The following is a 22692-nucleotide window of genomic DNA, read 5'->3' as shown; positions in this document are numbered from 1 at the left end:
AAGAAGACACGGATTGATGAATCGAACTATGATTTTTCATGGACTCGCCCTCGCTGTCGTTGGCTGTTTAGACTGCCACCGTGGCGCATTGACGCCTCGGCTTGGGCGAGTCCATCCAATTACAGGGGGGTCATGACCGCATAGATGCATTACAAACCGAGGCGAAACTGCTTGGGGGTAATCCCGAATTGCTTGCGAAAGGCCCGAATGAAATTACTCGGTTGCCGATACCCCAACCGCTCGGCAATCCGCTCAATCGGCTGATCGCCCGCCGTCAACCAATGCCGCGCCAGTTCCAGGCTGTCGCCGCGCGAGTGTTGCGCCGCAGCCGTTTGCCAATGCCGCAACATGCTCTGGTGCAAAAAAGCATTGGCCCCGAGCAGCGGTTCATCAAGGCTGGTGGCGGGCAGGCTCAGGCACGGATGGGCGCCTTCGTACACATCGATGCCGACACTGCGCAGCCACTGCCCGGCCGCCTGTGGCGGTGTCACCTGCACCGCGAGAAATACCTCGGCCGGGGCTCGCCCCAAACGCCGGGCAATGTTGCGCACCAACGTCAGGGTCGCCGCGTCCAGGCCGAAAAAATGCGGCAGTTGATCCACACTGCGCAAATGCAGGTGAACCCGCCCGTCACCCTCCTCCAGTTCCGCCACCACGTAGTTGGTCACCCGCGGCAGGAAATCGGTAAAACACGAAAGGCTGGCGCGTAACGTCGCGGCGGAATCCAGCAAAATATTCAACCCGCGCAGCGTCGTGGTCGCCATGCCATTGACCAGCTCACAGCCAAATGACGCCCCGGCACCCGCCCGCTCGCATTCACGCCACAGGCGCTCGACCAAATGCCCTGGCACTTGCAGGTCCTGCCCTTCGAGCAGCGACAAGCAGATGCCGGCGCGATGCAACAGCTGGTCCTGGCACAATCCGGACTGTCGGGCATGGCTGAGAATGGTGCGGGTAAAGGCGCTGGAGATGAAGGGTTCACTGGTCATGGCGGGTTACGACAAGAGGACAGGCGTGTACTTATGCCAGCCTCTGTGCTATCGATCCAATGCATTAAAAGTATCTGCCGAATGCAGGAGACACATGATGGATCTACGACAGCTGCGCCATTTGGTCGCCTTGGCCGATTACCGCCACTTCGGCCGTGCCGCCGAAGCGATCAACCTCAGCCAACCCGCCTTCAGTCGCAGCATCCAGACCCTGGAGCGCGACCTCGATTGCGCGCTGGTGGAGCGTAGCAGCCGTGAATTGCGCCTGACCGGTCAGGGCGAACTGGTGCTGCAACATGCCCGCCGCCTGCTCGCCGGCAGCCAGGCCCTGCACAACGAACTGACGCAATACAACGGCCTGACTGGTGGCGAGCTGCGCTTTGGCTGCGGCCCATACCCGGCGCAGTTGCTGGTGCCCGAGGCGATGGCAGAATTCATTCAGGCGCACCCGGCAATCCGCATCAGTTTCCATCAGGGCGACTGGGAGCAATTGGCGGTCTGGTTGCGTGAGCAGCAGATCGAATTCCTCGTCGCCGATGCGCGGTACTTTACCGGCGACCCGCAATACCAGGTGCAACTGTTGCGCCCCCGGCGCGGGCGGTTCTTTTGTCGTATCGGACATCCCCTCGCGCAGCAACAGAACCTGCAACTGCGCGCCCTGCTCGACTACGCCGTGGTCGGCACGCGAATACCGCCGATGATCCGCAAGATCCTCGCCGACGTGCAAGGCGAGGCAGACTTCAATCCGAGCGTGGAATGCGCGCAATTCGATGCCATCCGCCGCGTGGTGATGCGTTCCGACGCGGTGGGCATCGCCACTGTCGAGGCCCTCGCCGAGCTGGTCGATCAGGGCAAGATCCGCTTGCTGGAATTTACCGACGTGCCCAGGGACGATCCCGGTTTGCAACTGCACTACGGCATTGTCAGCCGCGCCGGCCATTCACTTGCGCCGGCCGCGTTGGCGATGGTCGATGCGGTGTTGACGGTGGACCAGCGCTTGCTGGCGTCCAACCAGCGTCCCTGAAAACACACCCCTTGTAGGAGCTGGCTTGCCAGCGAATCCGGTGTGTCAGTCAACGTCGATGTTGAATGGGCTGACGTCTTCGCTGGCAAGCCAGCGCCTACAGGGATCAAAGCCAGACCGGATACCGTGAACACCGATAACCTTGTAGGAGCTGGCTTGCCAGCGAAAGCGGTGTGTCAGTCAACATCGATGTTGAATGGGCGGACGTCTTCGCTGGCAAGCCAGCTCCTACAGGTTTTGGGCCAAGTCAGGCACGCCTTGCCATGGCCTGCAAGGCCCGGGGTTCACCGAGGGCGCGCAGCAGGCAGTGCATGGCTTCTTCGCGACTGCGCTCGAAGCGATAGCGCGACTCGATGTACAGCGCCAGTTTCAATTCCACCGGTTCATCCAGCGGCAGCGGCACATGTTGCAAGCCCAGCACATTGGCGACCCGGCTTGGCAAGCTGATGCCGAAGGGCTGGCGATCGGCGATCAGTTTCGCGGCCAGGGTGCTTTGAGTGCTCATCGCCACATGGCGGCGCAGCCCTTTCAAGCCCAACTGCAAGTCCACCGGGCTGAGGCCGTCACGGCGGCTCGACACCTGAATCTGCGGCTGCTCCAGATAAGCCTGCAAGGTACGCGGCGGCTCCTTCAGCGCACCCCCATAGGCGAAGACATAATGGTCGGACGGCAAGGCCTGTTTATGCAGGCCGGCGAGCCCGGCCAGTGGCTGGTCGAGGTCGATCAGGATATCCAGCTTGCCGCTCGCCAAGTCCTGCAAGGCGTCCCGACGCCGGGGCTGGAAGTAACGCACCTGCCAATCGGCATGGGGCGATTCGAGCAAGGCATCGAGCAGCACCGGTTGCAGGCAATCCAGGCAACTGACACGCAGCAGCGGGTTGTTCTGCCGTGCGGCGGGAATCATCCGCAAGCCATCGCGCAACGACTCCAGCGCGGCACGCACAAAGTCGGCCAGGCGATGGGCGACCAGGGTCGGCGTCACCCCCAGGCGACTCTTGATGAACAGCGGATCGCCGCACAATTCGCGCAGGCGACGCAACGCATTGCTCATGGCCGGTTGCGACAGACACATCACCTCGGCGGCGCGGGTGACGCTGCGCTGCTGGTAGATCGCATCGAAGGCAAGCAACAGGTTCAAATCGAGCTGGCGTAAATCAAGCATGGTCTTGCTCCGGCAAATCGCTTAACGTCGGGCAGCCTAACCAGTGTTCGCAAACAAGCTGTGAGCTCTACATGACAAAAAGCGATCAGCCACTTCACGGCCAACCTTCACTCAACGCCTTCTACGCACCGACCCTGCTGCCGGCCATCGAAGAGTTGCTGGCACGCGGGGTGCCGCGGGAAAGCATCGAAGGCCTGTTTCATCGCAGTCTGTTCGAGTTGCGTACGCCGTTCATGCGCATTCCGCTGTTCATGTCGCGGCGTTTCTGGGCGTTTGCCCTGGAGCAAAGCGGCGACCCGCTGATTGGTCTGGCGGCCGGCCGGCGCTTCGTCTCCACCGCCACCAACGGTCTGACGTACCTGTTCGACGTGGCGGCCTCGCTGGACAGTGCCTGCGAGTATTTCGTGCGGTTCTTTCCGTTTTTCAACGGACACTTCCGGGCGCAGATCGAGCGCAGCGATAACCGCGTCGAACTGCGCCTGCTCGATTGCGGCAGCGTGAAAACCCATGCAGCCACCATCGATTACATCCTCATCAGCCTGTGCAGCATGCTGCGGCGCAAATTCCTCGCCAGTGGCCTGGAGCGCGATCCGGTCCTCAGCGTCGGCTTGACCGGGCCTTGTACTGCACACCCGCAGGATCATGAGCACGCCTTGCGCGCCCCGGTGCAGTGGCAGCAGGCGCATCAGTCGATCCGCCTTGATCCGCAGTTGTTCGTCGTGCCGTTGACGCCAGGCAACCACGATCTTGAACAAACGCTGGTCGAGTTGCTGGAGCAAACCCGACGCAACAGCGAGCCGACCTTGCTGGAGCAAGTCTGCGACCATCTGGTCACCAACCTCGCCGAGGCCAACTGGCAGCAATTCTGCACCGCCCAGCATTTGCTGGAACGCACCGCCGCCCGCCGCCTGAAAGCCTTGGGCTGGAGTTTTTCAGAATTGCTCGACGAGTACCGCCGCTACCGCGCCGAAGACTGTTTGCAGGCGACGGACCTTGAGCTGGTAGAGATTTCCGACCGCCTGGGCTACAGCGACGTGCAGAGTTTCAACCGGGCCTGCCTGCGCTGGCTGGGGTGTGCGCCGGGTTTGTATCGAAGCCGGCATGGTCAAACAACAACGTGATTGCCGAGTACTGTCGCCTTTGGTTTTGCATCCGCTTATTTCCCTGCAGGCGCCGTTCCTAGATCCAGCGTGAGCCTGCTTACGATGTGTCGCGGCAAAACAACTACCACTGAACACGCCAGCACCAACGACCGCTCATGGCGGCAGCTATAGTTAATGGCCTTGGGGAAATGCGGTTTAACCGATTTCGCAGGTGTTGCCATGAAAAAAAACCATCTGACACTATTGCTCGCCCTCAGCCTGGCTGCGGCCTCTGTCGCTCGCGCCGACAACTTGCCCAACACCACGGACTACAGCAGTGAGTTCAACTATTACGGCGCCGACCAGCCGTTCTCCCACCCCGTACCACCGTCCTTGAGCAGCATCCCGCCGGGCTCGTACATCCCGACTGCACCGGGGGATTTCATTCCGGTGTCCGGCGAGCACGTGTTTTCCGACTCGCGCCTGCCGACCGTGGCCGACGCCACGGTGCGCGTGTTTATCCGCTCCTACGATCCGGAGCGTGGCGTCTACGTGAACCAGGAAGTCGAAAACCCGGATTGCATGCTGTCCTGCCTGCGGCAGGGCCCGGTGTTGCAGTGAGCCTTACCACTGGCGTTTGTCCGGGCGGGCGAGGCCGAGTTTTTCGATCCGGTAGCGCAACATGTCGCGGCTCAGGCCCAACAGGCGTGCCGATTTGGTGACGTTCCAGTCGGTTTTGTCGAGCATCTTGCGCACCATGTCGCGCTCGACTTCCGGCAGGTTCATCGATTCGTTGCCGTTGTACGAAGGGCGCGGTTCGTTGAACGCCTGTGGCTCGTGCTGAAACATCGGTGGTTCATCCACCAGGCTCAGGCAGACGTTCAATTGATGGGCGGCGACGGTGTCGCTTTGTGCCAGCAACACGGTCTGTTCGAGCATGTTGCGCAATTCGCGCACGTTGCCCGGCCAGCTGTAGCTGAGCAGCAATTCTTCGGCCTGGTCGCTGAAATGCAGGTTCGGCTTGCCGTAGCGTTTGCCATGCACCGCCAAAAAGTGCCGGGCCAGCAGCAGGATATCGGCGCCCCGGGCATACAGGCGCGGCACCTTGATGGAAATGATGCGCAGGCGGAAAAACAGGTCACGGCGGAACTTGCCCTGCTGGACCATTTGTTCGAGGTTGCAGTTGGTGGCGCTGATCACCCGCAAGTCGACCTTGCGCTCTTTCACCGAGCCGACCCTGCGAATGGTCCGGTCCTCCAGCAGTTTCAGCAGCTTGGCTTGCAGCAACAGGTCCATTTCACCGATTTCGTCGAGGAACAGTGTGCCGCCATCCGCCGCCTCCACCAGCCCCAGGCGACGGTCCTTGGCGTCGGTGAAGGCGCCTTTCTCGTGGCCGAACAGTTCCGATTCCACCAGGTTGGAGGGGATCGAGGCGCAGTTGAATTCAATGAACGGTCCTTTGCTGCGCGGGCCGTCGAAGTGCAGCGCCCGGGCCACCAGTTCCTTGCCGGTGCCGGTCTCGCCTTCCACCAGCACAGGAGGAAGATCGCTATTGGCCATGCGCCGCTCAGCATCGAGTAACTGGGCGATGGTGCCCTTGAGGTAGGTCATCGGCGCCGAGTCGCCAATCAAGGCCTGCACCCCGGATTTCTGCGCTTCACGCTCCTGGTAAAACGACAGCGTGCGCTCCATGCGGTCGGTGGCCAGGGCCTTGTCGAGCAACAGCTTGAGTTCCGGCAGGGCCACCGGCTTGGTGACGTAATGGAACGCGCCCTCTTTCATCGCCACCACGGCGTCTTCGACGTTGCCGTAGCCGGTCATCATGATCACTTTCAGATCCGGCGCGCTGATGCGCAGCTTCTGGATCAGGTCGTGACCACTCATGCCTGGCAACGAGTTGTCGGTCAGTACCACGTCAGGAACGAAAGAACCCAATTGCTCCAGGGCGTCTTCGGCCGAGTGGCAGACGGTCACCTCGAAGTCCTTGCGCTCCAGATAGGTTTGAATGTTCTCGGCAAGGATTTCGTCATCCTCGACCAGCAGAATGCTGTGCTCCATATTCCCCTCCCGTTGCCACTTTGAAATTGAGACAAACGCGGGTTCCTTCCTGCTCCTGGCTGGTCAGTTCGACCGAGCCTTCAAACCGCTCCATTATTCTTTTGACCAGGGCCAGGCCGACGCCCAACCCGCCTTGTTTGGTGGTGAAAAACGGCTTGAAGACCATTTGCTGCTGCTGTTTGGACATGCCCTTGCCCGTGTCGGCAAGGACCATGCTCACGTAGCCGGGTACCGACGAATCGACCTCGATCGTCAGCACGCCGCCTTTGGGCATCGCTTCCAGGGCATTGGCAAACAGGCTATTGAGTATTTGCGTGAGCAGCACCTGTTGGCTGACGACCGGTGGCTCGCTTTTGGGGGTAAAAACCACTTCGACGTTTGATCGTTTGATCAAGGGTTCAAAGGCACTCAAGGTGTCATCGAGGGCCAGCACGAGGTCGACGCTTTCAAAGTCGTCATTCATCGGTCGCAGCGACACCAGCAGCTCACGTACCCAGCGCGACATGCGGTCGACCTGGTTGATGATGTCACCAATGTTCTTTTGCGAGCTTTGGCTGGCAATTTCCTGGGCCAGTTCGGCGCTGGAACGGATGTTCGCCAACGGGTTGCGCAGGCTGTGGGCGACCGCCGACGACATCTCGCCCAACGCCACGAAGGTTTCGTTGGCGATCAGTTGTTTCTGCTGGCTCTGCAACAGCATCGCCGCGCGCCGTACGATCCAGAACAATCCCAGGTAAATCACCGCCCCGCCGATCAGCGTCGCCAGCCAGATCGCCTTGAAGCCGCGCTGGATGCGCTCCACCAGATCCACCGGCTCCTTGTAGATCTCGACCATGGCAATCACTTTGCTTTTGTCAGCGTTGAACATCGGGATGTAGTTTTCGACGAACAGGTATTCCGGCTCACGCAGCATGCGCTGCTCCGGGCGCTCCTCATCGATTTCGTGGTAGCTGGTGGACACCAGGGATTTCATCTCGAATGACTCGTCCAGTTCATCGTCACCCTCAATGCGAGTGCCGATTATCTCCGGGTTGGTAGACCAGACAACGGTGCGGTCCAGTGCGTATACATGAGCCAAAAGAATGTCCGGCAGATGTTCCACATGATCCAGAAACTCAATACGCGCGGCAGCCCGAGTGCCCGGATTGACATCGGGGTAGGCCTGATCCATACGCGGGTCGAGCATTTCGCCCATGGTCCGGTTCGGTGAAATCCCGGCATGGCGGATTTCGGCCGTGCCAATGGCCTGGATGAACTGCGCCGTCAGCATCGAGTCGCGCTCGATGCTTTCTTCGACCACAAAGCGCGTGGAGATGTAGCCCAGCCCCAACGCCACGGCCGCAATGATGAAAAAGCTCGCCAGGGAGAACCACCGCAGCAAATTGAATTGCGGTCGCCAACCCTTGCGTGGTGCGGCCGGTGTCGCCGGCTCGGGTACTTTTTGTTGTTCCAGAATCTGCATGGGTGAGTCCTGGGTTTTTTATTTGAGCCTTCCAGCCGTACTTCGAATCAGTGTAGGTAACATTGATAGCAATTGGCTGGCTCACGTAACTATTTCGATACTATTGCACCTGGGTCATATTCTCTGGCGCCACGGGGGGATGCTGGCGGTCGGTTTCCTGCTGCAGGAATTCGATGATCGACTGCGCGGAATGCTCGTCCATGCGCAGGTTGGGCATCGGGATCTTGTTGAAGCGATCGAACATGTCCATCGCGATTGGATCTTTCTCGGCCAGCATCCGGTCCGGCTCGCGGATCCAGCGGTTGAGCCACACCGGATCGCGCTGCCGGGTGACGCCGATCAGGTCGGGGCCAATACTGCGCAAGCCGATACCCTGCCCGTCCAGCGGGCCCAGGCTGTGGCACGAGGCGCAGCGAGTGCGGAACAGCTCTTCACCGTTGCTCGGCGGGCGAATTTGCGGTGCGTTGGCGTAGCTTTCTTCAGCACTGGGCTGTTTCCAGTTCTGCAAGGTGTTGGCCAGCTGATCGGCCAGAATCCACGGGTTTTCAAACGGCGAGGCCTTCATCCAGCGCCCGGTTTCCTGGTTGCCGACGATCAGGCTCAGGTTGTGGTCCTTGCTGCGGCCGTTGTCGACGCCTTCGATGAACAACCCCAGTTTCTGCCGCAGTTCGGTGACGTCGGCGAACTCCCCGGTGAGGAATTTCCAGCCAGGCCCCACCTGGAAGCGTTGCGAATAGGCCTTGAGCACCGCGGGGGTGTCGCTCAAAGGGTCGATGCTGATGGAGTAGAAGAAAATGTCCTTGCCCACCCGATCGCCCAGCAATTTCTGCACCTGGCGCAACCGTGCGGTTTCCAGTGGGCAGGAGTCGCTGCACGAGGTGAAGATGAAGTTGATCACCACCACCTTGCCTTTGATCAGGTCATCGAAAAAATGCACCTGCTGACCGTCCTGGTCGGTCAGCAGGGTGTTGGGGAAATATCCCGCCCCCCAGGGGGTGGCGGATTCAGCCACGGCCGCCGCCGCTGGCGCGGCCGTTGGCTCAGAGACGGGCGTCGACGGTGCCTGGCTCGCCACCAGCAGCTGGCTGGCCAGCAAACCGGTGACCAACATCAAGGCCAGGTGCATGCCCAAGGCTCGCGAGCGTGGTGAATGCAGCTTCATGTCGACACCCTCCCTGTTCAAGGTTTGACCGCCACTTTAGGGCCCAGGCCATCGCCAGTGCGGAAGGTTGGCAGAGCGGCCGAGTTCACGTAGCGCACTCCATCCCAGCTGGGCAGCGGTGTTGGCATCAACTGGAATTGACCGGGCTTCTCAATGTCCCAACGCAGCAGCATGGAGTTGTCCTCGTGCTGGGTGTTGTGACAGTGCTCCATGTAGGTCCCGGCGAATTCACGGAAGTTGATCGCCATCTCTACGTTGTCCAGGCCATCCTTTTCCGAGCCGATGCGATACACGTCCTTACGCGCCCATTTTTCCCATTCCGGTGGTGCCTTGCCGCCACGGCTGAGGATGATCCCCTCCTCGAAGTGCACATGCACCGGATGGCTCCAGCCTGAGCCGCCCAGCTTGATGTTCCACACCTCCAGGGTGCCGAAGCCAGTGGAGCCGGCGTCGGTCGGACCGTTTTTCAGTTGGGTGGCCGCGTTCAGGCGCCGAGGGTCCATGTGGAAGCCGAAGCCGCCATCGGTCTTGACCGTCCACGGTGCTTCGTCGGTGCCGTCGGAACGACCGAAAATGAAACTGCGGTGACGGGCATTGGCCAGCAGTGCCTTGTCGGCCGCGTTGTCGCGGTGAATCTTCAGTGGGATCATCACCAGGCCTTCCGCCTTGCCCGGTTTAGCCGGTTCGTACAGCGACGGGTCCATGGACAGGTCCTGCCCGGTGTAGGCCTTGACGTTGAGTTGCAACACCTTGCCCACTGCCGGGTCGCCCTTGTCCCACTGCGGCCCTTTGCTCGTTTGCTTGATCACGGCCAGGTATTTCTCCGACAGCACGTCGCCCAGCGGGATCGGTTCCTTCGGACCCTTGCCGTCGTCGTGAGCCAGCAAGTTGACAAAAAAGATCTTGTCCCCTGGCTTGATACCGTTCTTGGCAAAGTTGACGACGATGTCGAAGCGCTCGGCGATGCCCTGGGTCGGCAGGATCGCGTTGTGGTTCTGTTTGTCGCCGTCAGCGTCCAGGTCCATGGTGCCGTCGAAAGGAACGGCGTGTTCCATGATGTTGCCGTCGTTGGCGATCATGTGGAACGGCACCCGGGCATAGGACAAACCGGAGCCTTTAGGGCCCTGGAACTCGCCACTGGTGCCTTTGATTTCACGCACCAGTGCCCATTTGTAGTAGCGCGACACCGAGCCGTTGAGCATGCGAAAGCGGTAGCTGCGGGCACGCACGTCCAGGGTCGGTTTCCAGCCCCAGTTGACGATCACCTGGTCACCGAGGAAGCCGTCGGTGTTGAACGGGTTGAACCACAGCTGACCGTTCTGATCCCAGGCCTTGTCGGCGAACACCAGGTTGACGTCGTAGTCGCGGTTACCCCATGGCAAGGCGTTGCCGCTGGGGAAACGCAGGTTGACACCGTCGTTGACCGATTCGTTGCCACGGTCCAGGGCGCTGTAGTAGTTCATCATCGCCGCGTTGCCCTTGTAGACGTTCTGCGCGGTGAAATCGAGCATGTGGTCGTGGAACCAGTGGGTGCTCATGGTCTCGCGCCAGTCACCCCGGATCTTGATGGTGCCGTGGTCGCAGGTTTTCTTGCCCGGGCTTGTGTCGTTGGTCCACAGGGTTTCGCCCGGCGCGCAGGGGAACGCGGCGCGTGGGTCTGTCGCGGTGGTGTTGATGGTGTCGTAACCGGCGAGCTGGATCGGCCAGCGATAGTCGTAATACTGCCCGGGGAAGAAGAACGCGTTGGCATAGCCGTCACTTTCCGCCGGGGCGTGACCGTTGTGCTCGTGGGTGGTGATGGTGTGCAGACCAAAGCCCATGTTGGCCGCCGGGTCGATCGGCAAGCCGTTGTAATGGCGCATCAGCACAGGCTGACCGTAGCGCACCATCAACAGTTTCGGCGGCAGGGTGCCGTCGAAGGTCCACACCGAGTTGTGGTTCTGCGCTGGCATGAGCGGGTGCAGGCGCGGCTCGACGCCCTTGGAGGTCCCGTCCGTTGCCGCGATGCCGGCGACGTTGTGATACAGCCCGCCGGGGCCGAACTCACCCACGGCGTAGTGGTGCATTTGCACAGTGTCACGCAAGCCGCCGTTGGTGCGGATGCCAGTCTGCACGGTCTTGTAGGCGTTCTGCGGGTAGAACTCGTTCCAGCGCTGGTGCGACCAGCCCTTTCCTGGCGGACGACCTTCGGCGGACGAGCCGATATGGCGGTTGAGGAAGACCTCGATCTGCGCCTGCCATGGGTTGCGATCCACCTCGTTGGCATACTGGCTGGGGAACGGCGTCAGCCCCGGCTGGCGCATGAAGGCATCCAGCGCGGCGCTGGGTGGCGCGCTGCGGGCAACACTGGTGGGGTCTTGTTGCGGCAACGGGCCAATCCCCGGCGGTGGAAACGGCAGTTGCGCCGCCGGCGTGGTGGGGTCGAGTTTTTCCGGGCCGAATTCTTCGAACAGCAGCATCTGCTGGGTGAAGGGCTGGGCCCCAAACAACGGGCTGGGCTTGCCGTTAGTGGGGTAGTTGAAACTGGTTTGCTGGGCAGGCGGAAGAATGTTTTCCGACCGGGTGGTATCGCGTGTGCCTTTGACGCCGTCAGGCAAATCGAAGGAATCCTGGTTGGCCTCCGGCATGCTCAAAATGGCATTCAGTGCCGCCGGTTCGTCGGTGGGTTCGTCGTAGTAAGCCGAAGGATCGGAAGGTTCTGGCTGTCGTTCGTCATCGATGGGGCTGGCGCGCAGTGTCGCTGTTCCCAGCGTCATCGTCAGCAGGACGCCCAATGGCGTTATCAGTCCTAACCGTTTGAAGGAGTACCGCGCTTTTGTGTCCATCACCAGCCGCCTCGAAGTCGTGAAGGGGGTACTGGTGGTTTTGCAAGGACCTCGCCAATTTTGTAACTGTCTTATACAAAAGTATTAACACCCATCAAAACAATGGCTTATCAACATCAATGTGCCATGACCGGGCAAACGACTGGGGATTGACACCCGCTAACGGGGATAGTTCATCCCCGATATCAGGGGATCAACTTAAACGACAGACGGACTGAAGTGCCCTCGCCTTCACGGCTTTCCAGGGCCACGGCACCGCCGAAACGCTCCATGATCCGCTTGACCAGCACCAGTCCGACACCCAAACCGCCCTGCTTGGTGGTGAAGAAGGGTCGGAAGGCCATGGTGCGCTGTTCTTCGGTCATGCCTTTGCCGGTGTCGCTGACCACCAGCGCCACGCTTTGCTCATCGCGCGGCTCGATCTGCAGGGTCAGCGTGCCGCCGCCCTCCATCGCTTCCACCGCGTTGGACAACAGGCTGTTGAGAATCTGGTTCAGCTGCACCTGCTGGCTCAGGACCATCGGCGTCTGGGCCGGTTCGAACACCACGTCGACCTTGGCTCTGGCGATTTGATGCTCATAGGCCATCAGGCTGTCATGCAGCGCCGCCACCAGATTCACCGGTTCAGCCTCGTCGTTAAGCGGTCGCAGCGACTGGAGCAACTCGCGTACCCATTTCGACATGCGATCGACCTGGCCGATGATGTCGTTGATGTTCTTGTGCGCCGGGCCGTTGTCGAACTCCAGCGCCAGCTCGGCACTGGAACGGATGGTGGCCAGCGGATTGCGCAAGCTGTGGGCTACGGCCGAGGACATCTCACCCAAGGCGACGAAGGTTTCGTTGGTGATCAGTTGCTTCTGCTGCGCCGCCAGCAGGGTCGCGGCGCGCCGCACGATCCAGTACAGGCCCAGGTAAATCAGGCCACCGCCCAGGGCCGTCGCCAGCCAGATCAAGACCAGCCCGCGCTCCATGCGGTTGATCAGGTCCTGGGGTTCCTTGTAGATCTCGACCATGGCTGTGACGGTGGTGCCGTCCGCATCGAACAAGGGGATGTAGTTTTCGATGAAGATGTATTCGGGTGGCACCACGAACTTCTGTTCCATGCGCGACTTGTCGACGTCGTGGTAGCTGGCCGACACGGGAATCTTCGATTCGAAAGCGTGGTCGAGGTCTTCATCGGAATGGATCGTGGTGCCCATCAAGGCCGGGTTGGTCGACCAGATCACCATTCGGTCGGGGGCATAGATATTGGCCAGGATCACGTCCGGCAAATGCTCGATATGGTCGAGGAATTCACCACGGGCGCTGGCGCGGGCCAGCGGATCGACGTCGGGAAAGTTCTTGTCTTTGCGTGGGTCGAGCAACTCGCCCATGGTCCGGATGTTGGGAATCGACACGTGACGCCGTTCGGCCGAGGCAATCGCCTGGATGAATTGCGAGGTCAGAAGCGCATCGCGCTGTACGCTTTCGGTGATGACAAACCGTGTGGACACCGCCCCCAGCGCCACCGCCACGGTGCCGATCACCGCCATGCTGATCAGCGAAAACCAGCGCAGCAGGTTGAAGGGCTGCTTGCGCGCGCTCAGGTAAATTTCGCTGTCAGTCGCAAGCGCTTTGGCGATCGTGTTCATGGACGCGGTTCCCGGTAAACCCCAATTGCTTTATAGCCTACTCAGGGCCATTTGCCCGAACCTGGGTTCCCCGATTCCCCACCCTCCCCGCCCGCCCCATCTACCCCCAAACCTGGGGACAGGTGCCCGTTGCGCATGGTCGTGGTTTTTCCTCCGGCACCCCGCCAACGCCTGTAGGCCGGGCCTCTCACCGGCGTTTTTACTGATTGGTACGGAAGTTGCCGAAGACCTGTCAACTGACCCATCCCCAAGGGGCAGGTACTTCGATAGAGGGAATACTCATGCACCCTTTACTGTGCAAAACCGCGACCGCCCTGGTCGTGACCGCTCTAGCCCAAGGCATTGCCCAGGCAGCGTTGTTTGCCGTCGACCAAGGACCCTACCTGCCCGCCAATGGTAATTTCGCCGCGTGGTATCAAGACACCCACGGCCGAACCCTTGACCTGTGCCTGTCAAAGGCTGTCAGTTCCAGGGTTCCCAGTGCCCCCGGCGCCCCGACTTACATGTGCTCTTTGATTCCGGCACCCGGTGTTTTCGACGACACCAAGCCGATGGTCTTCCCGACCAATTTCCCCGACGAAGCGTTCTGGGCCACCGGTGAAACCACCCTCGTCGATGCCACTCGCGGCATCGACCTGACCTACGTCTCGGCACTGGAAGCCGCCTTCAGTGGCGGCGATCCAGCAGAGGGCGACCAGATCAGCTTTGCCCGTATCCGTATACGCATCGACGTGCCCACCGCCGGCACCTACACCATCACCCACCCCTACGGCGTTGAGATATTCACTGTCGACACCCCTGGGCGCCGGGCGATCAACATGACCCGGGACATCGGCATCGGGGCCCCGGCCACCTACAACGGTGCGCTCAAGGGCGACGTCGGGCCGTTCCTGCGCAGCGTCAATGGGCCCTACATCGAGACCAACCCGATTACCGGCCAGGCCGAAACATTCGTTGGCGACCCGAACCTCACCGAGCCCGTTACCGGTAGCCCGTTCAACACTAACTTCGTGCGCATCGAAGGCCCCAATGGCCTGGACTTGCGGACCAACCTCTTTGCCGTTTCCGGGAAGATTTCTGCGGTGGTGCGGCCAACCCCGGTCATCGCCGAACGCGGCACCTATTCGCGGCATGCCGGCGCCAGTGCACCGGTGGCCCAGCAAGACGTATTCGTGCTGGCCCCGCCACCGCCAGGCACCGCGACCCTGGACAGCAACAACCCGGTGCTGAACTTCACCGAAGCGAACACCACCGGCCACTGGTACGCCCAGTCGCCGACCAACCCGTCGATACCCAGCACGTTGCAAGTGACCGCCGACAACCACTTGGCCATCGCCAGCAGCACGCCGACCACCTTGCCCATGCCACTGACTGACCTGGTGACCATCACCCGTGCCGAATACAGCCTGAGCAGCGGGCAAATCACCATCGTGGCCTCGACCAGCGATGAGACTTCGCCTCCGGCTCTCACGGCCACCACCGGCACGGGGCTCGCCATCGGCGCCCTGAGCGGCGACGGCGCCGTGAAAACCCTGGCTACCGGCATCTCGCCGATCCCGCCAGCCCAGGTTCGCGTGACGTCAGCCAATGGCGGCAGCGACACCGAAGAAGTGGTCATCGTGCAATGAACGCTCACATGCCCAGATCCTCATCAGGAGGCATCATGAACAAATGGCCACGCTCGGCGGTCAACGCCCTGGGACTGACTCTGTCGCTATCCGGCAGCGCTTTTGCGCAACTTGCCGCGGTCGATCCAGGCCCTTACACCTTTGCCACCGGGAAATTCCCGATCTGGTACCAGGACACCAATCAACTGTCGATGGAACTGTGCCAGTCACGCGCCGTCAGCTCGCGGGTCGGCGCCACTACGCCACCGGCCTACATGTGCACCCTGTTGCCGACGCCCGGCATCTTCGATGACACCCTGCCGATGGTGTTCCCGGATAACTGGCCGGACGAAGCCTTCTGGTTCCTCGCCGAAACCAACATCCCCAACAACGCCGCTGGCTACGGCATGGACGCCTACGTCGCCGGGATCGAGGCAGCGTTTGCCGGTGGCAACCCGCTCGACGGCGACCAGATCAGCTTCGCGCGGATTCGCATGCGGGTGAACATCCCCGTCGCCGGGACCTACACCATCACCCACCCCTATGGCGTGGAAACCGTCAATGTCACCACCCCCGGCCGTCGTGCGATCAACATCACCAAGGACGTCGGCATCGGAGCACCTGGGGTTTTCACCGGGGTACTGGCCGGCGCGATCGGGCCTTTCGTGCGCAGCGTCAATGCGCCCTACACCGAGGTGAACCCCGATACGGGGTCGGTCGAGACCTTCATTGGCGACCCGAACCTCACCGAACAAATCACCGGCAGCCCCAACAACACCAACTTCGTGCGCATACAGGGTCCCGCCGGAACCCTCCAGACCAACCTGTTCACCGTGGCCGGCAAGGTGCTCGACACCCGCGCACAAACCGCCGTGGACATGAACCGCGCCACCTACCGCCGTACAGCCGCGGGCGGCAGCAACACCCGGGTCGAAGTATTTGCCAAGGCCCCCAACGGCTCGACCCTGTGCTTTCGCGAAAGCATTGCGCTGGTGCCCGGCCCGCCGGTGTCGCCTTGCCAGACCACGATGGTCAGCGACAACAACGGCATGTTCTTCGCCCATCACCTGCTGACCAATGGCACCGTGCCGCCGGTCGTGGTGGTCACCGCCACCAACCCTGCCGGCACCACTCGCCCGACCGCGGTGTCGAGCAAGCTTTCGGACGTGGTGAAAATCCAGACCGCTCGCTACGACTGGAGCAATCACAAACTGCTGATCGAAGCCACATCCACCGACGAAGTCGTGGTGCCGGACATGGTCGCCCAGGGTTACGGGCGCCTGTCGAAAAACGGCCTGCTGCAAACCCTGTCTGTGTCTGACATGACCCAGCCACCGGCAACGGTGACCGTCAAATCGGCCGCTGGCGGCAACGACACCGAACCGGTCGTCGTGGTCGGTACGGCACCGGACAGTGGCCAGAACCAGCGGCCACTGGCGGTCAATGACGTGGGCAGCACCACTTTCGGGGTGCCGGTCACGCTCAACGTGCTGGCCAACGACAGCGACCCGGACGGCAACGTGCCACTGAGCGTCACCGCGCTGACCCAACCGGCCGCGGGCCAGGGCACGGTGGCCATGGCAGTGAACAACGTGGTCTACACCCCGCCCGCCGTCGTCAATGCACCGTTGACCACGACCTTCACCTACAAGGCGCAAGACGCCAAAGGCCTGGCCTCGACCGATCCTGCCACCGTGACCATCACCGTTGCGCCTAACCAGCCACCGGTGGCCGTCAACGACAGCGTTGCAACCCAGGGCGTGCCGGTGTCGATCAACGTGCTGGCCAACGACACCGATCCGGAAGGCAACCTGCCGCTGGCCATCGCCAGTGTCACCCAGCCCGCAGCCGGTCGCGGCACGGTGGCCATCAACGGCACGTCGGTCACCTACACGCCTCCGGCCGTGGTCCTGGCGCCGTTCACCACAACCTTCACCTACATCGCCCGAGACAGTTTCGGCGCCTTGTCGGCACCGGCCACCGTCACGGTGCAGGTGTCGCCACCGCTGGTGCTGGAAGCCTTCAACGTCACCGGAGCCACCGTCACTGCCCGTGCCGGCAACCGCTTCACCTGGGCCTTTACCGGTACCTCGTCGACGATCCTCGGCAACACGGTCACCGTCCAGGTCACCACGCCAGCCGGCCTGGTCACCCTGGGCACGGCAACCGTAGCGATCACCGGCCGGTGGACGCTGACGGTGACCAACACCACGGTCGCCCCGGCGCTCAACCCGACGGCCACCATCCGATCCACACCGGGTTCGGTGCGCAACGTCGCCGTCACCGTGCAGTAACCGCTCGCCCCACCGGCCGGTCCAGCCGGTGGGGCCAACCGAACAATCAGGGAGTTCGCCATGAAAACGTCGACCGCCGCCCTGCTCTGCCTGCTCCTGCTTTGCAGCAGTGCCGGTGTGCGCGCCGACGACTTGATGGAAAACGACGACCTGGGCCCCGGTGGCGACCTCGGCGAGATGCCGCCACCGATCGGTCAGCACGCGCTGATCGACCAGAACGGCCAGGCCAACGTTGCGTTGTTGCAACAGAACGGCCAGTCGTTGCTGGGGACCATCGTGCAGTCGGGCAGCAATCAGGAAGCCTACATCCTGCAGCAAGGCAGCGACCTGATGGCGATGATCAACCAGCAAGGTTCCGGCAACGAGGCCTCGATTACCCAGACCGGCAGCCATAACCGCGCTCAGATCTCCCAGAACGGCAATAACAACAGCGCCAGCATCGACCAGGCCGGCACGGGGCTGCAAAGCGCCGTGAGCCAGTCCGGCAACGGCATGAGCGTTTCGGTCAAACAATATCGCTAAGCACTGCACCACTTGGAGGTTCCATCATGTTCAAATTCAGTCCCCTCACCGCCGCCATCCTGGTCATCGTCAGTGCCCAGGCGATGGCCGATGACAGCGTGTCCAATCAATTGCAAAACGGCACCGCCAACATCGCCGATGTGAAACAGAACCTGGCCCCGGCCAGCACCACCAACCAGCAGCAATTGGGTGAAGGCAACGATGCGGCGGCCGTGCAGGACACCGCCTCCAGCACCATCGACCAGAACCAGGTCGGCAATTTCAACGCCGGTTACGCCGAGCAACTGTTCGAGGACGGCAGCACCATCACCCAGCTGCAAAACGGCGAGACCAACACGGCCCATGCCAGCCAGTCAATCGGTGTGGGTGGCAGCGAAGCCCTGCAACAACAGCAAGGCAACGGCAACTTCACGTTCATCTATCAGGACAGCCAGGACGGCACCTCGGCCAAGACCTTCCAGTTCGGTGACAACAACGAAGCCAATATCGAACAGATGGACCTGAGCGTCGGCAACAAGGCGACCATCACCCAGCAGGGCAACGGCAACTACGGCACCGCCGAGCAGGTGTTCCACAACGGCGCGCAGATGGACATCAACCAGTCTGGCGATGGCAACTATGCCTATGGCGACCAGCGCAATGGCCAGGGCGGCACCTTGACCATCAACCAGTTCGGCAACCTCAACGGCACCGAGGTCTGGCAAGACACCCAGATCGCCAGCAAGGCGACCGTGACCCAGATCGGCGACACCAACGAAACCGTGGTCGACCAGAGCTTCGGCGAAAGCAACGTGGCGACGGTGCTGCAGGTCGGTGACCTCAACGCCATTTATGCCGACCAGTTCGAATCCATCGGCTCGACCCTGGCGCTGTACCAGCAAGGCAACAGCAACGTGCATTTCACCTATCAGAGCGGTGACAGCCACGTGCTCAACGCCACCTCCGTGGGCAATGGCAACAAGGTCTATGCCAGCAACTGGAAAGGCCCGCAAAAGGGTGGCCAGTTCGGCACCAATCAGCGTGCGACCATCAACCAGAACGGTTCGGACAACGTCGCCAACTTCACCCAGAACGGCGCGGGCCATATCGTCAGTACCAACCAGACCGGTACTGGCAACAAAACCACGATCCATCAGGACGACTCCTACAACGAGCTGTACTTCGACCAGAACGGCAGCGACAACATTCTGATTTCCGACCAGCGCGGCGAGACCAACCTGGCCATGGGCAGCACCTCCGGCACAGGCAACATCACCCAGTTCGACCAGTCCGGCAGCGGCAACCGGGCCTACACCGACCAGGTGTATGGCAGCGACAACATGATCACCGTCAAACAGGCTGACACCATGAACGTGGCCTACGTGACCCAGGGCGGCACTGGCAACATCGCCAACGTCGACCAGAGCGGCATGACCCAGACGGCGACCGTGCAGCAATATGGTGCGGCTAACCAGGCAACCGTGTTGCAGCAATAATCGCGCGGCAAAAAAACCGCGGCCTCTGGGTGAGAGGTCGCGGTTTTTTGCGTTTTCGCGGTGGTTGGGTGTCCACCCTTTTGAAGGGGTGGCTGAGTCGACATCGGTGTTGGCTGAAGGACGCTTTCGCTGGCAAGCCAGCTCCCACAGGGACTGTGCCGGACACTAATGCCGCGAACACCCGAGAACCCTGTGGGAGCTGGCTTGCCAGCGAAGGGGCCGGTGCAGTCAGAAAGGTGCGTTTCAGCGCACCAGTCGCTCGGCCAACGCCTTGGCCTGGCTCGCCACGTCGGTGACGGCCGTGCTTTCCCACCACATGCCGCGCAACGGCGGCCCCATGGCAAACAGTCGGCTGACGGGTTGACCTTCAGCGTCCAGGACTCTGCCATCGACCTGAGCCGCAATGCCCAAAGCCAACGGTCCAGGCTTGACCAGGCCACGGGCGAGCAGTTGCTGCGGCAACGGCCGCGCGACCCGGCGCCAGTCGTATTCGATGCCACTGGAGTTGATCAGGGCGGCACCGCTGACCACACAGGTCTGTCCCTCACCGCGCCGCCTCAAGCGAATACAAACGCCATCGCCTGTGGTCGGCTCAAGCCCTTTGAAAGAAGCCGCATGAATGCGCAATCGCCCCTCTTTATATAGACGCGCCACCAACTCGGCACTCAAGGGTGGCGAACGATGGTGATGGCTTTCCCACCATGGCCGCACATGCCGCACGAATTGCCGGCGCTGCACATCCGTCGCCTGATGCCACAAGCGACCGATGTGCGCACGTACCGTGTCCAGTGGCGCCTGCCAGTCGATGCCCTGGGCGATCGCGTCCTGGCAATGCCGACGCAGTTCGCGCAGCAATTGGCGCGGGGTGCGGATGCCTGGATCCTCGGCGAGAAAATCCACCCAGGCCGGCGGCTGGCGGCGGACGTGGGGCAGCAGGCCGTGCCGGGAAAACACCTCGATCGGCCCGCGATGCCCGGCCTGCTCCAGAGATACCACGGCATCGACCATGGTCAGGCCCGAGCCGATGATCAGCACCGTCGATTGCGGATCGAGCTGCCGCATGGTCGCCACGTCCCACGGATCAAGGGCCGCCGCATTCAAGCCGCTGGACTGGGTTTGTGGCGTGCGCGCAGCGGGGAACATCCCGGTCGCCAACACGGCGAACGCACCTTGCAGGCGCCGGCCATCGTTCAAGGTCAGTTGCACGGCATCGGCATCGGCTTGCAAGTCGACCACCTCGGCCTGCACATGCTCGACCGTCGAATCGTTCAAGGCGCCGATCGCTTGCGCCTCAGTCAGACGTTGCCGGGCGTAAAGGCCGAACATCCCCCGTGGTGGAAACAGTTCGCTGATCGGCACAGGTTGCTGATCCGCCTCCGGCCAGCCGCCAGCTGCGATGTACTCGGTCAGCCATTGGGTCAGGTCATCGGGGTTGTCCGGGTCGACACTCATCCGCGCCGCGTTGCCGTTGAGCGTATGGCCCAGTTCCACCGCGCTATAGGCCTCGCCTCGCCCCAATTCGGCCCGTGGCTCAATCACCAGCACCCGGCGCCGGCTCGACTGGCGCATCAGTTGCGCCGCCAGCATCGTTCCGCTGAGGCCGCCGCCGACAATCAGGATGTCGGCGTCATGGGTCAAGGTCTGGTCCATCGTGTACTTCCTGTTCAGATCACCACATTACGTACAAACCGCGCCGCCACCGCCCCGTCATTGCGATAGCAATGCGGCTGGTTGCTGGCGAACATAAAGAACTCACCCGCCGCGATGTTCTGCGCCCGGTCGCCGAGCATCACGGTCAGGCAGCCTTCGAAGACATAAATCTGCTCGCTCCAGCCATCGGCGTCGGGCTCCGACGGATACACCTCGCCCGGTTGCAGGCACCATTCCCACTGCTCGACTTCACGGCTGGCATGGGCCTTGGACAGCAACACCGCACGACTGCCGGGGATGATGCCGGTCCAGGCCAGTTCGTTGATACGGCTGGGATCGCGGGCGTCGGGCGCCTGGATCAGATCACTGAAGGCGACGTCGAGGGCTTCGGCCACGCGGTCGAGGGTGGTCAGGCTGACATTCTTCTCCCCCGCTTCGATCGCCACCAGCATGCGCCGGCTGACACCGGACTTTTCCGCCAGCGCGGTCTGGCTCAGGTCGGCGGCATGGCGCAAGCGACGAACGTTTTGACTGACGTGCTGGAGGACCGATGTCCTCGGGGTAGAATCTTTGTGCACTATATTGCTCACTGAGTGGGGTTGGGCAGTATACTGCGCAACATTCGGCGCATTGTGCGTCGCCCTCCAGTAGCGTGCAAGATCATGACGTCGGTGAACTCCCCAAAGGCATCCTCCCGTTTTAAAAAGCTCAGCAAGGCCGAGTGCGTGCTGGTGCTGATCACCATGATCTGGGGCGGCACCTTCTTGCTGGTACAGCACGCAATGACTGTCAGCGGCCCAATGTTTTTTGTCGGCCTGCGCTTTGCCGCCGCCGCGAGCATCGTCGCCCTGTTCTCCTGGCGGCACCTGCGCGACCTGACCTTGTTCGAACTGAAGGCCGGCTCGTTCATCGGTGCGGCAATCATGCTCGGCTACGGCTTGCAAACCGTCGGGTTGCAAAGCATCCCCAGCAGCCAATCGGCCTTTATTACTGCGCTGTACGTACCGTTCGTGCCCTTGCTGCAATGGCTGGTGCTGGGCCGGCGCCCGGGGTTGATGCAGAGCATCGGCATCATGCTGGCCTTTACCGGTTTGATGTTCGTGTCCGGGCCGTCCGGCGCCTCGCTCAACTTCAGCCCAGGCGAGATCGCCACCTTGATCAGTGCCGTGGCCATTGCCGCCGAGATCATCATGATCAGTGCCTTTGCCGGCCAGGTCGATGTGCGCCGGGTGACGGCGGTGCAACTGGCGGTGACGTCGGTGCTGTCATTCCTGATGGTGGTGCCGACCAATGAGGCGATTCCGGACTTTTCGTGGCTGCTGCTGTGCAGCGCCCTCGGCCTTGGCGCAGCAAGTGCGGCGATTCAGGTAGCGATGAACTGGGCGCAGAAAAGCGTCTCGCCGACCCGCGCTACCCTGATCTATGCCGGCGAACCGGTCTGGGCCGGAATCGTCGGGCGCATCGCCGGGGAACGCTTGCCGGCGATTGCCCTGCTCGGGGCGGGGTTGATTGTCACGGCGGTGATTGTCAGTGAGTTGAAGACCAAGGGTAAGGCAACGGCGGCTGAGGAAGCGTTGGAGGAAGACACTCAGCGCTGATCCCCGGGTTTTGCATCGCCGGACCAATCGCCATCGCGAGAAGGCTCACTCCTACATCGGAGCGCGTCCCCTTGTAGGAGCGAACCTGCTCGCGAAGGGGCCAGTACTGGCACCCCACCTCACTGAAACAATGTGAACCAGGGCTTTTCCG

Annotated in this window: 17 protein-coding genes; 8 read left to right on the top strand and 9 right to left on the bottom strand. The window is 61.8% G+C overall.

The window, feature by feature from the left end:
• Positions 1-149: 149 nt before the first annotated feature.
• The gene (locus J1D76_RS19125) at positions 150-989 is read right to left on the bottom strand and encodes an AraC family transcriptional regulator ligand-binding domain-containing protein (protein ID WP_421139857.1); all 840 of its coding nucleotides are present in this window, start codon (positions 987-989) and stop codon (positions 150-152) included.
• A 97-nt stretch (positions 990-1086) separates the two neighbouring features.
• On the opposite strand from J1D76_RS19125, the gene J1D76_RS19120 reads away from it, so the two are divergent.
• Entirely contained in the window at positions 1087-2013 is a 927-nt protein-coding gene (locus J1D76_RS19120; protein WP_421139856.1) for a LysR family transcriptional regulator, read from the top strand.
• Between the two features lie 247 nt (positions 2014-2260).
• On the opposite strand, the gene J1D76_RS19115 is transcribed toward J1D76_RS19120, so the two are convergent.
• Positions 2261-3175 carry a LysR family transcriptional regulator gene (locus tag J1D76_RS19115; RefSeq protein WP_421139854.1) on the bottom strand — a complete coding sequence of 305 codons (915 nt, stop codon included), beginning with the start codon at positions 3173-3175 and terminating at the stop codon, positions 2261-2263.
• Positions 3176-3246: 71 nt separating this feature from the next.
• Here J1D76_RS19115 and J1D76_RS19110 point away from each other — a divergent pair, with 71 nt between their 5' ends.
• Together J1D76_RS19110 and J1D76_RS19105 are read left to right on the top strand one after the other, a co-directional pair.
• A complete protein-coding gene (locus J1D76_RS19110; RefSeq protein WP_421139852.1) occupies positions 3247-4296 on the top strand; it encodes an AraC family transcriptional regulator ligand-binding domain-containing protein in 1050 nt (349 codons plus the stop codon).
• Positions 4297-4497: 201 nt separating this feature from the next.
• Entirely contained in the window at positions 4498-4878 is a 381-nt protein-coding gene (locus J1D76_RS19105; protein ID WP_421139851.1) for a hypothetical protein, read from the top strand.
• A 3-nt stretch (positions 4879-4881) separates the two neighbouring features.
• Here the strand turns inward: J1D76_RS19105 and J1D76_RS19100 are convergent, their stop codons facing one another.
• From J1D76_RS19100 to J1D76_RS19080, 5 genes are all read right to left on the bottom strand, one after another.
• Positions 4882-6315 (bottom strand): sigma-54-dependent transcriptional regulator, encoded by a 1434-nt coding sequence (locus J1D76_RS19100; protein ID WP_421139850.1) that lies wholly within the window; start codon positions 6313-6315, stop codon positions 4882-4884.
• Positions 6284-7777, bottom strand: coding sequence for a sensor histidine kinase (locus J1D76_RS19095; RefSeq protein WP_421139848.1), 1494 nt, complete (start codon positions 7775-7777; stop codon positions 6284-6286). Before J1D76_RS19095 ends, J1D76_RS19100 begins: the two co-directional genes overlap by 32 nt.
• Before the next feature lie 100 nt (positions 7778-7877).
• Complete coding sequence (locus tag J1D76_RS19090; RefSeq protein ID WP_421139847.1) at positions 7878-8939, bottom strand: SCO family protein; 1062 nt, start codon at positions 8937-8939, stop codon at positions 7878-7880.
• Between the two features lie 17 nt (positions 8940-8956).
• A complete protein-coding gene (locus J1D76_RS19085; protein WP_421139846.1) occupies positions 8957-11764 on the bottom strand; it encodes a multicopper oxidase domain-containing protein in 2808 nt (935 codons plus the stop codon).
• A gap of 185 nt (positions 11765-11949) precedes the next feature.
• Positions 11950-13395, bottom strand: a complete 1446-nt coding sequence (locus tag J1D76_RS19080; protein ID WP_421139845.1) for a sensor histidine kinase — start codon at positions 13393-13395, stop codon at positions 11950-11952.
• A 281-nt stretch (positions 13396-13676) separates the two neighbouring features.
• On the opposite strand from J1D76_RS19080, the gene J1D76_RS19075 reads away from it, so the two are divergent.
• The 4 genes from J1D76_RS19075 to J1D76_RS19060 are packed head-to-tail and all read left to right on the top strand — an operon-like array spanning position 13677 to position 19293.
• Positions 13677-15023: a hypothetical protein gene (locus J1D76_RS19075; RefSeq protein WP_421139843.1), complete on the top strand. Its 1347-nt coding sequence runs from the start codon at positions 13677-13679 to the stop codon at positions 15021-15023.
• Positions 15024-15058: 35 nt separating this feature from the next.
• The gene (locus J1D76_RS19070) at positions 15059-17296 is read left to right on the top strand and encodes an Ig-like domain-containing protein (RefSeq protein ID WP_421139842.1); all 2238 of its coding nucleotides are present in this window, start codon (positions 15059-15061) and stop codon (positions 17294-17296) included.
• Between the two features lie 60 nt (positions 17297-17356).
• Positions 17357-17818: a curlin gene (locus tag J1D76_RS19065; protein ID WP_421139841.1), complete on the top strand. Its 462-nt coding sequence runs from the start codon at positions 17357-17359 to the stop codon at positions 17816-17818.
• A 26-nt stretch (positions 17819-17844) separates the two neighbouring features.
• Positions 17845-19293 (top strand): curlin, encoded by a 1449-nt coding sequence (locus tag J1D76_RS19060; RefSeq protein ID WP_421139840.1) that lies wholly within the window; start codon positions 17845-17847, stop codon positions 19291-19293.
• A gap of 243 nt (positions 19294-19536) precedes the next feature.
• On the opposite strand, the gene J1D76_RS19055 is transcribed toward J1D76_RS19060, so the two are convergent.
• Positions 19537-20943: an FAD/NAD(P)-binding protein gene (locus J1D76_RS19055; protein ID WP_421139839.1), complete on the bottom strand. Its 1407-nt coding sequence runs from the start codon at positions 20941-20943 to the stop codon at positions 19537-19539.
• Between the two features lie 14 nt (positions 20944-20957).
• On the bottom strand, positions 20958-21521 hold the full coding sequence (locus tag J1D76_RS19050) for a helix-turn-helix domain-containing protein (protein WP_421139837.1): 564 nt from the start codon (positions 21519-21521) through the stop codon (positions 20958-20960).
• 84 nt (positions 21522-21605) lie between these two features.
• Here J1D76_RS19050 and J1D76_RS19045 point away from each other — a divergent pair, with 84 nt between their 5' ends.
• On the top strand, positions 21606-22541 hold the full coding sequence (locus J1D76_RS19045; RefSeq protein WP_421139836.1) for a DMT family transporter: 936 nt from the start codon (positions 21606-21608) through the stop codon (positions 22539-22541).
• Positions 22542-22692 lie beyond the last annotated feature (151 nt).

Origin of the sequence: Pseudomonas sp. NFX15, assembly GCF_049132105.1 — a bacterium.
GTDB lineage: Bacteria > Pseudomonadota > Gammaproteobacteria > Pseudomonadales > Pseudomonadaceae > Aquipseudomonas.
Note: the sequence above shows the minus strand (reverse complement) of the source record. Positions and strands in the feature narration are given on the sequence as shown.

What these genes read in the sequence shown, in the direction of transcription:
- J1D76_RS19125 (WP_421139857.1), bottom strand. Translation starts at nt 989, where the DNA reads ATGACCAGTGAACCCTTCATCTCCAGCGCCTTTACCCGCACCATTCTC.
- J1D76_RS19120 (WP_421139856.1), top strand. Translation starts at nt 1,087, where the DNA reads ATGGATCTACGACAGCTGCGCCATTTGGTCGCCTTGGCCGATTACCGC.
- J1D76_RS19115 (WP_421139854.1), bottom strand. Translation starts at nt 3,175, where the DNA reads ATGCTTGATTTACGCCAGCTCGATTTGAACCTGTTGCTTGCCTTCGAT.
- J1D76_RS19110 (WP_421139852.1), top strand. Translation starts at nt 3,247, where the DNA reads ATGACAAAAAGCGATCAGCCACTTCACGGCCAACCTTCACTCAACGCC.
- J1D76_RS19105 (WP_421139851.1), top strand. Translation starts at nt 4,498, where the DNA reads ATGAAAAAAAACCATCTGACACTATTGCTCGCCCTCAGCCTGGCTGCG.
- J1D76_RS19100 (WP_421139850.1), bottom strand. Translation starts at nt 6,315, where the DNA reads ATGGAGCACAGCATTCTGCTGGTCGAGGATGACGAAATCCTTGCCGAG.
- J1D76_RS19095 (WP_421139848.1), bottom strand. Translation starts at nt 7,777, where the DNA reads ATGCAGATTCTGGAACAACAAAAAGTACCCGAGCCGGCGACACCGGCC.
- J1D76_RS19090 (WP_421139847.1), bottom strand. Translation starts at nt 8,939, where the DNA reads ATGAAGCTGCATTCACCACGCTCGCGAGCCTTGGGCATGCACCTGGCC.
- J1D76_RS19085 (WP_421139846.1), bottom strand. Translation starts at nt 11,764, where the DNA reads ATGGACACAAAAGCGCGGTACTCCTTCAAACGGTTAGGACTGATAACG.
- J1D76_RS19080 (WP_421139845.1), bottom strand. Translation starts at nt 13,395, where the DNA reads ATGAACACGATCGCCAAAGCGCTTGCGACTGACAGCGAAATTTACCTG.
- J1D76_RS19075 (WP_421139843.1), top strand. Translation starts at nt 13,677, where the DNA reads ATGCACCCTTTACTGTGCAAAACCGCGACCGCCCTGGTCGTGACCGCT.
- J1D76_RS19070 (WP_421139842.1), top strand. Translation starts at nt 15,059, where the DNA reads ATGAACAAATGGCCACGCTCGGCGGTCAACGCCCTGGGACTGACTCTG.
- J1D76_RS19065 (WP_421139841.1), top strand. Translation starts at nt 17,357, where the DNA reads ATGAAAACGTCGACCGCCGCCCTGCTCTGCCTGCTCCTGCTTTGCAGC.
- J1D76_RS19060 (WP_421139840.1), top strand. Translation starts at nt 17,845, where the DNA reads ATGTTCAAATTCAGTCCCCTCACCGCCGCCATCCTGGTCATCGTCAGT.
- J1D76_RS19055 (WP_421139839.1), bottom strand. Translation starts at nt 20,943, where the DNA reads ATGGACCAGACCTTGACCCATGACGCCGACATCCTGATTGTCGGCGGC.
- J1D76_RS19045 (WP_421139836.1), top strand. Translation starts at nt 21,606, where the DNA reads ATGACGTCGGTGAACTCCCCAAAGGCATCCTCCCGTTTTAAAAAGCTC.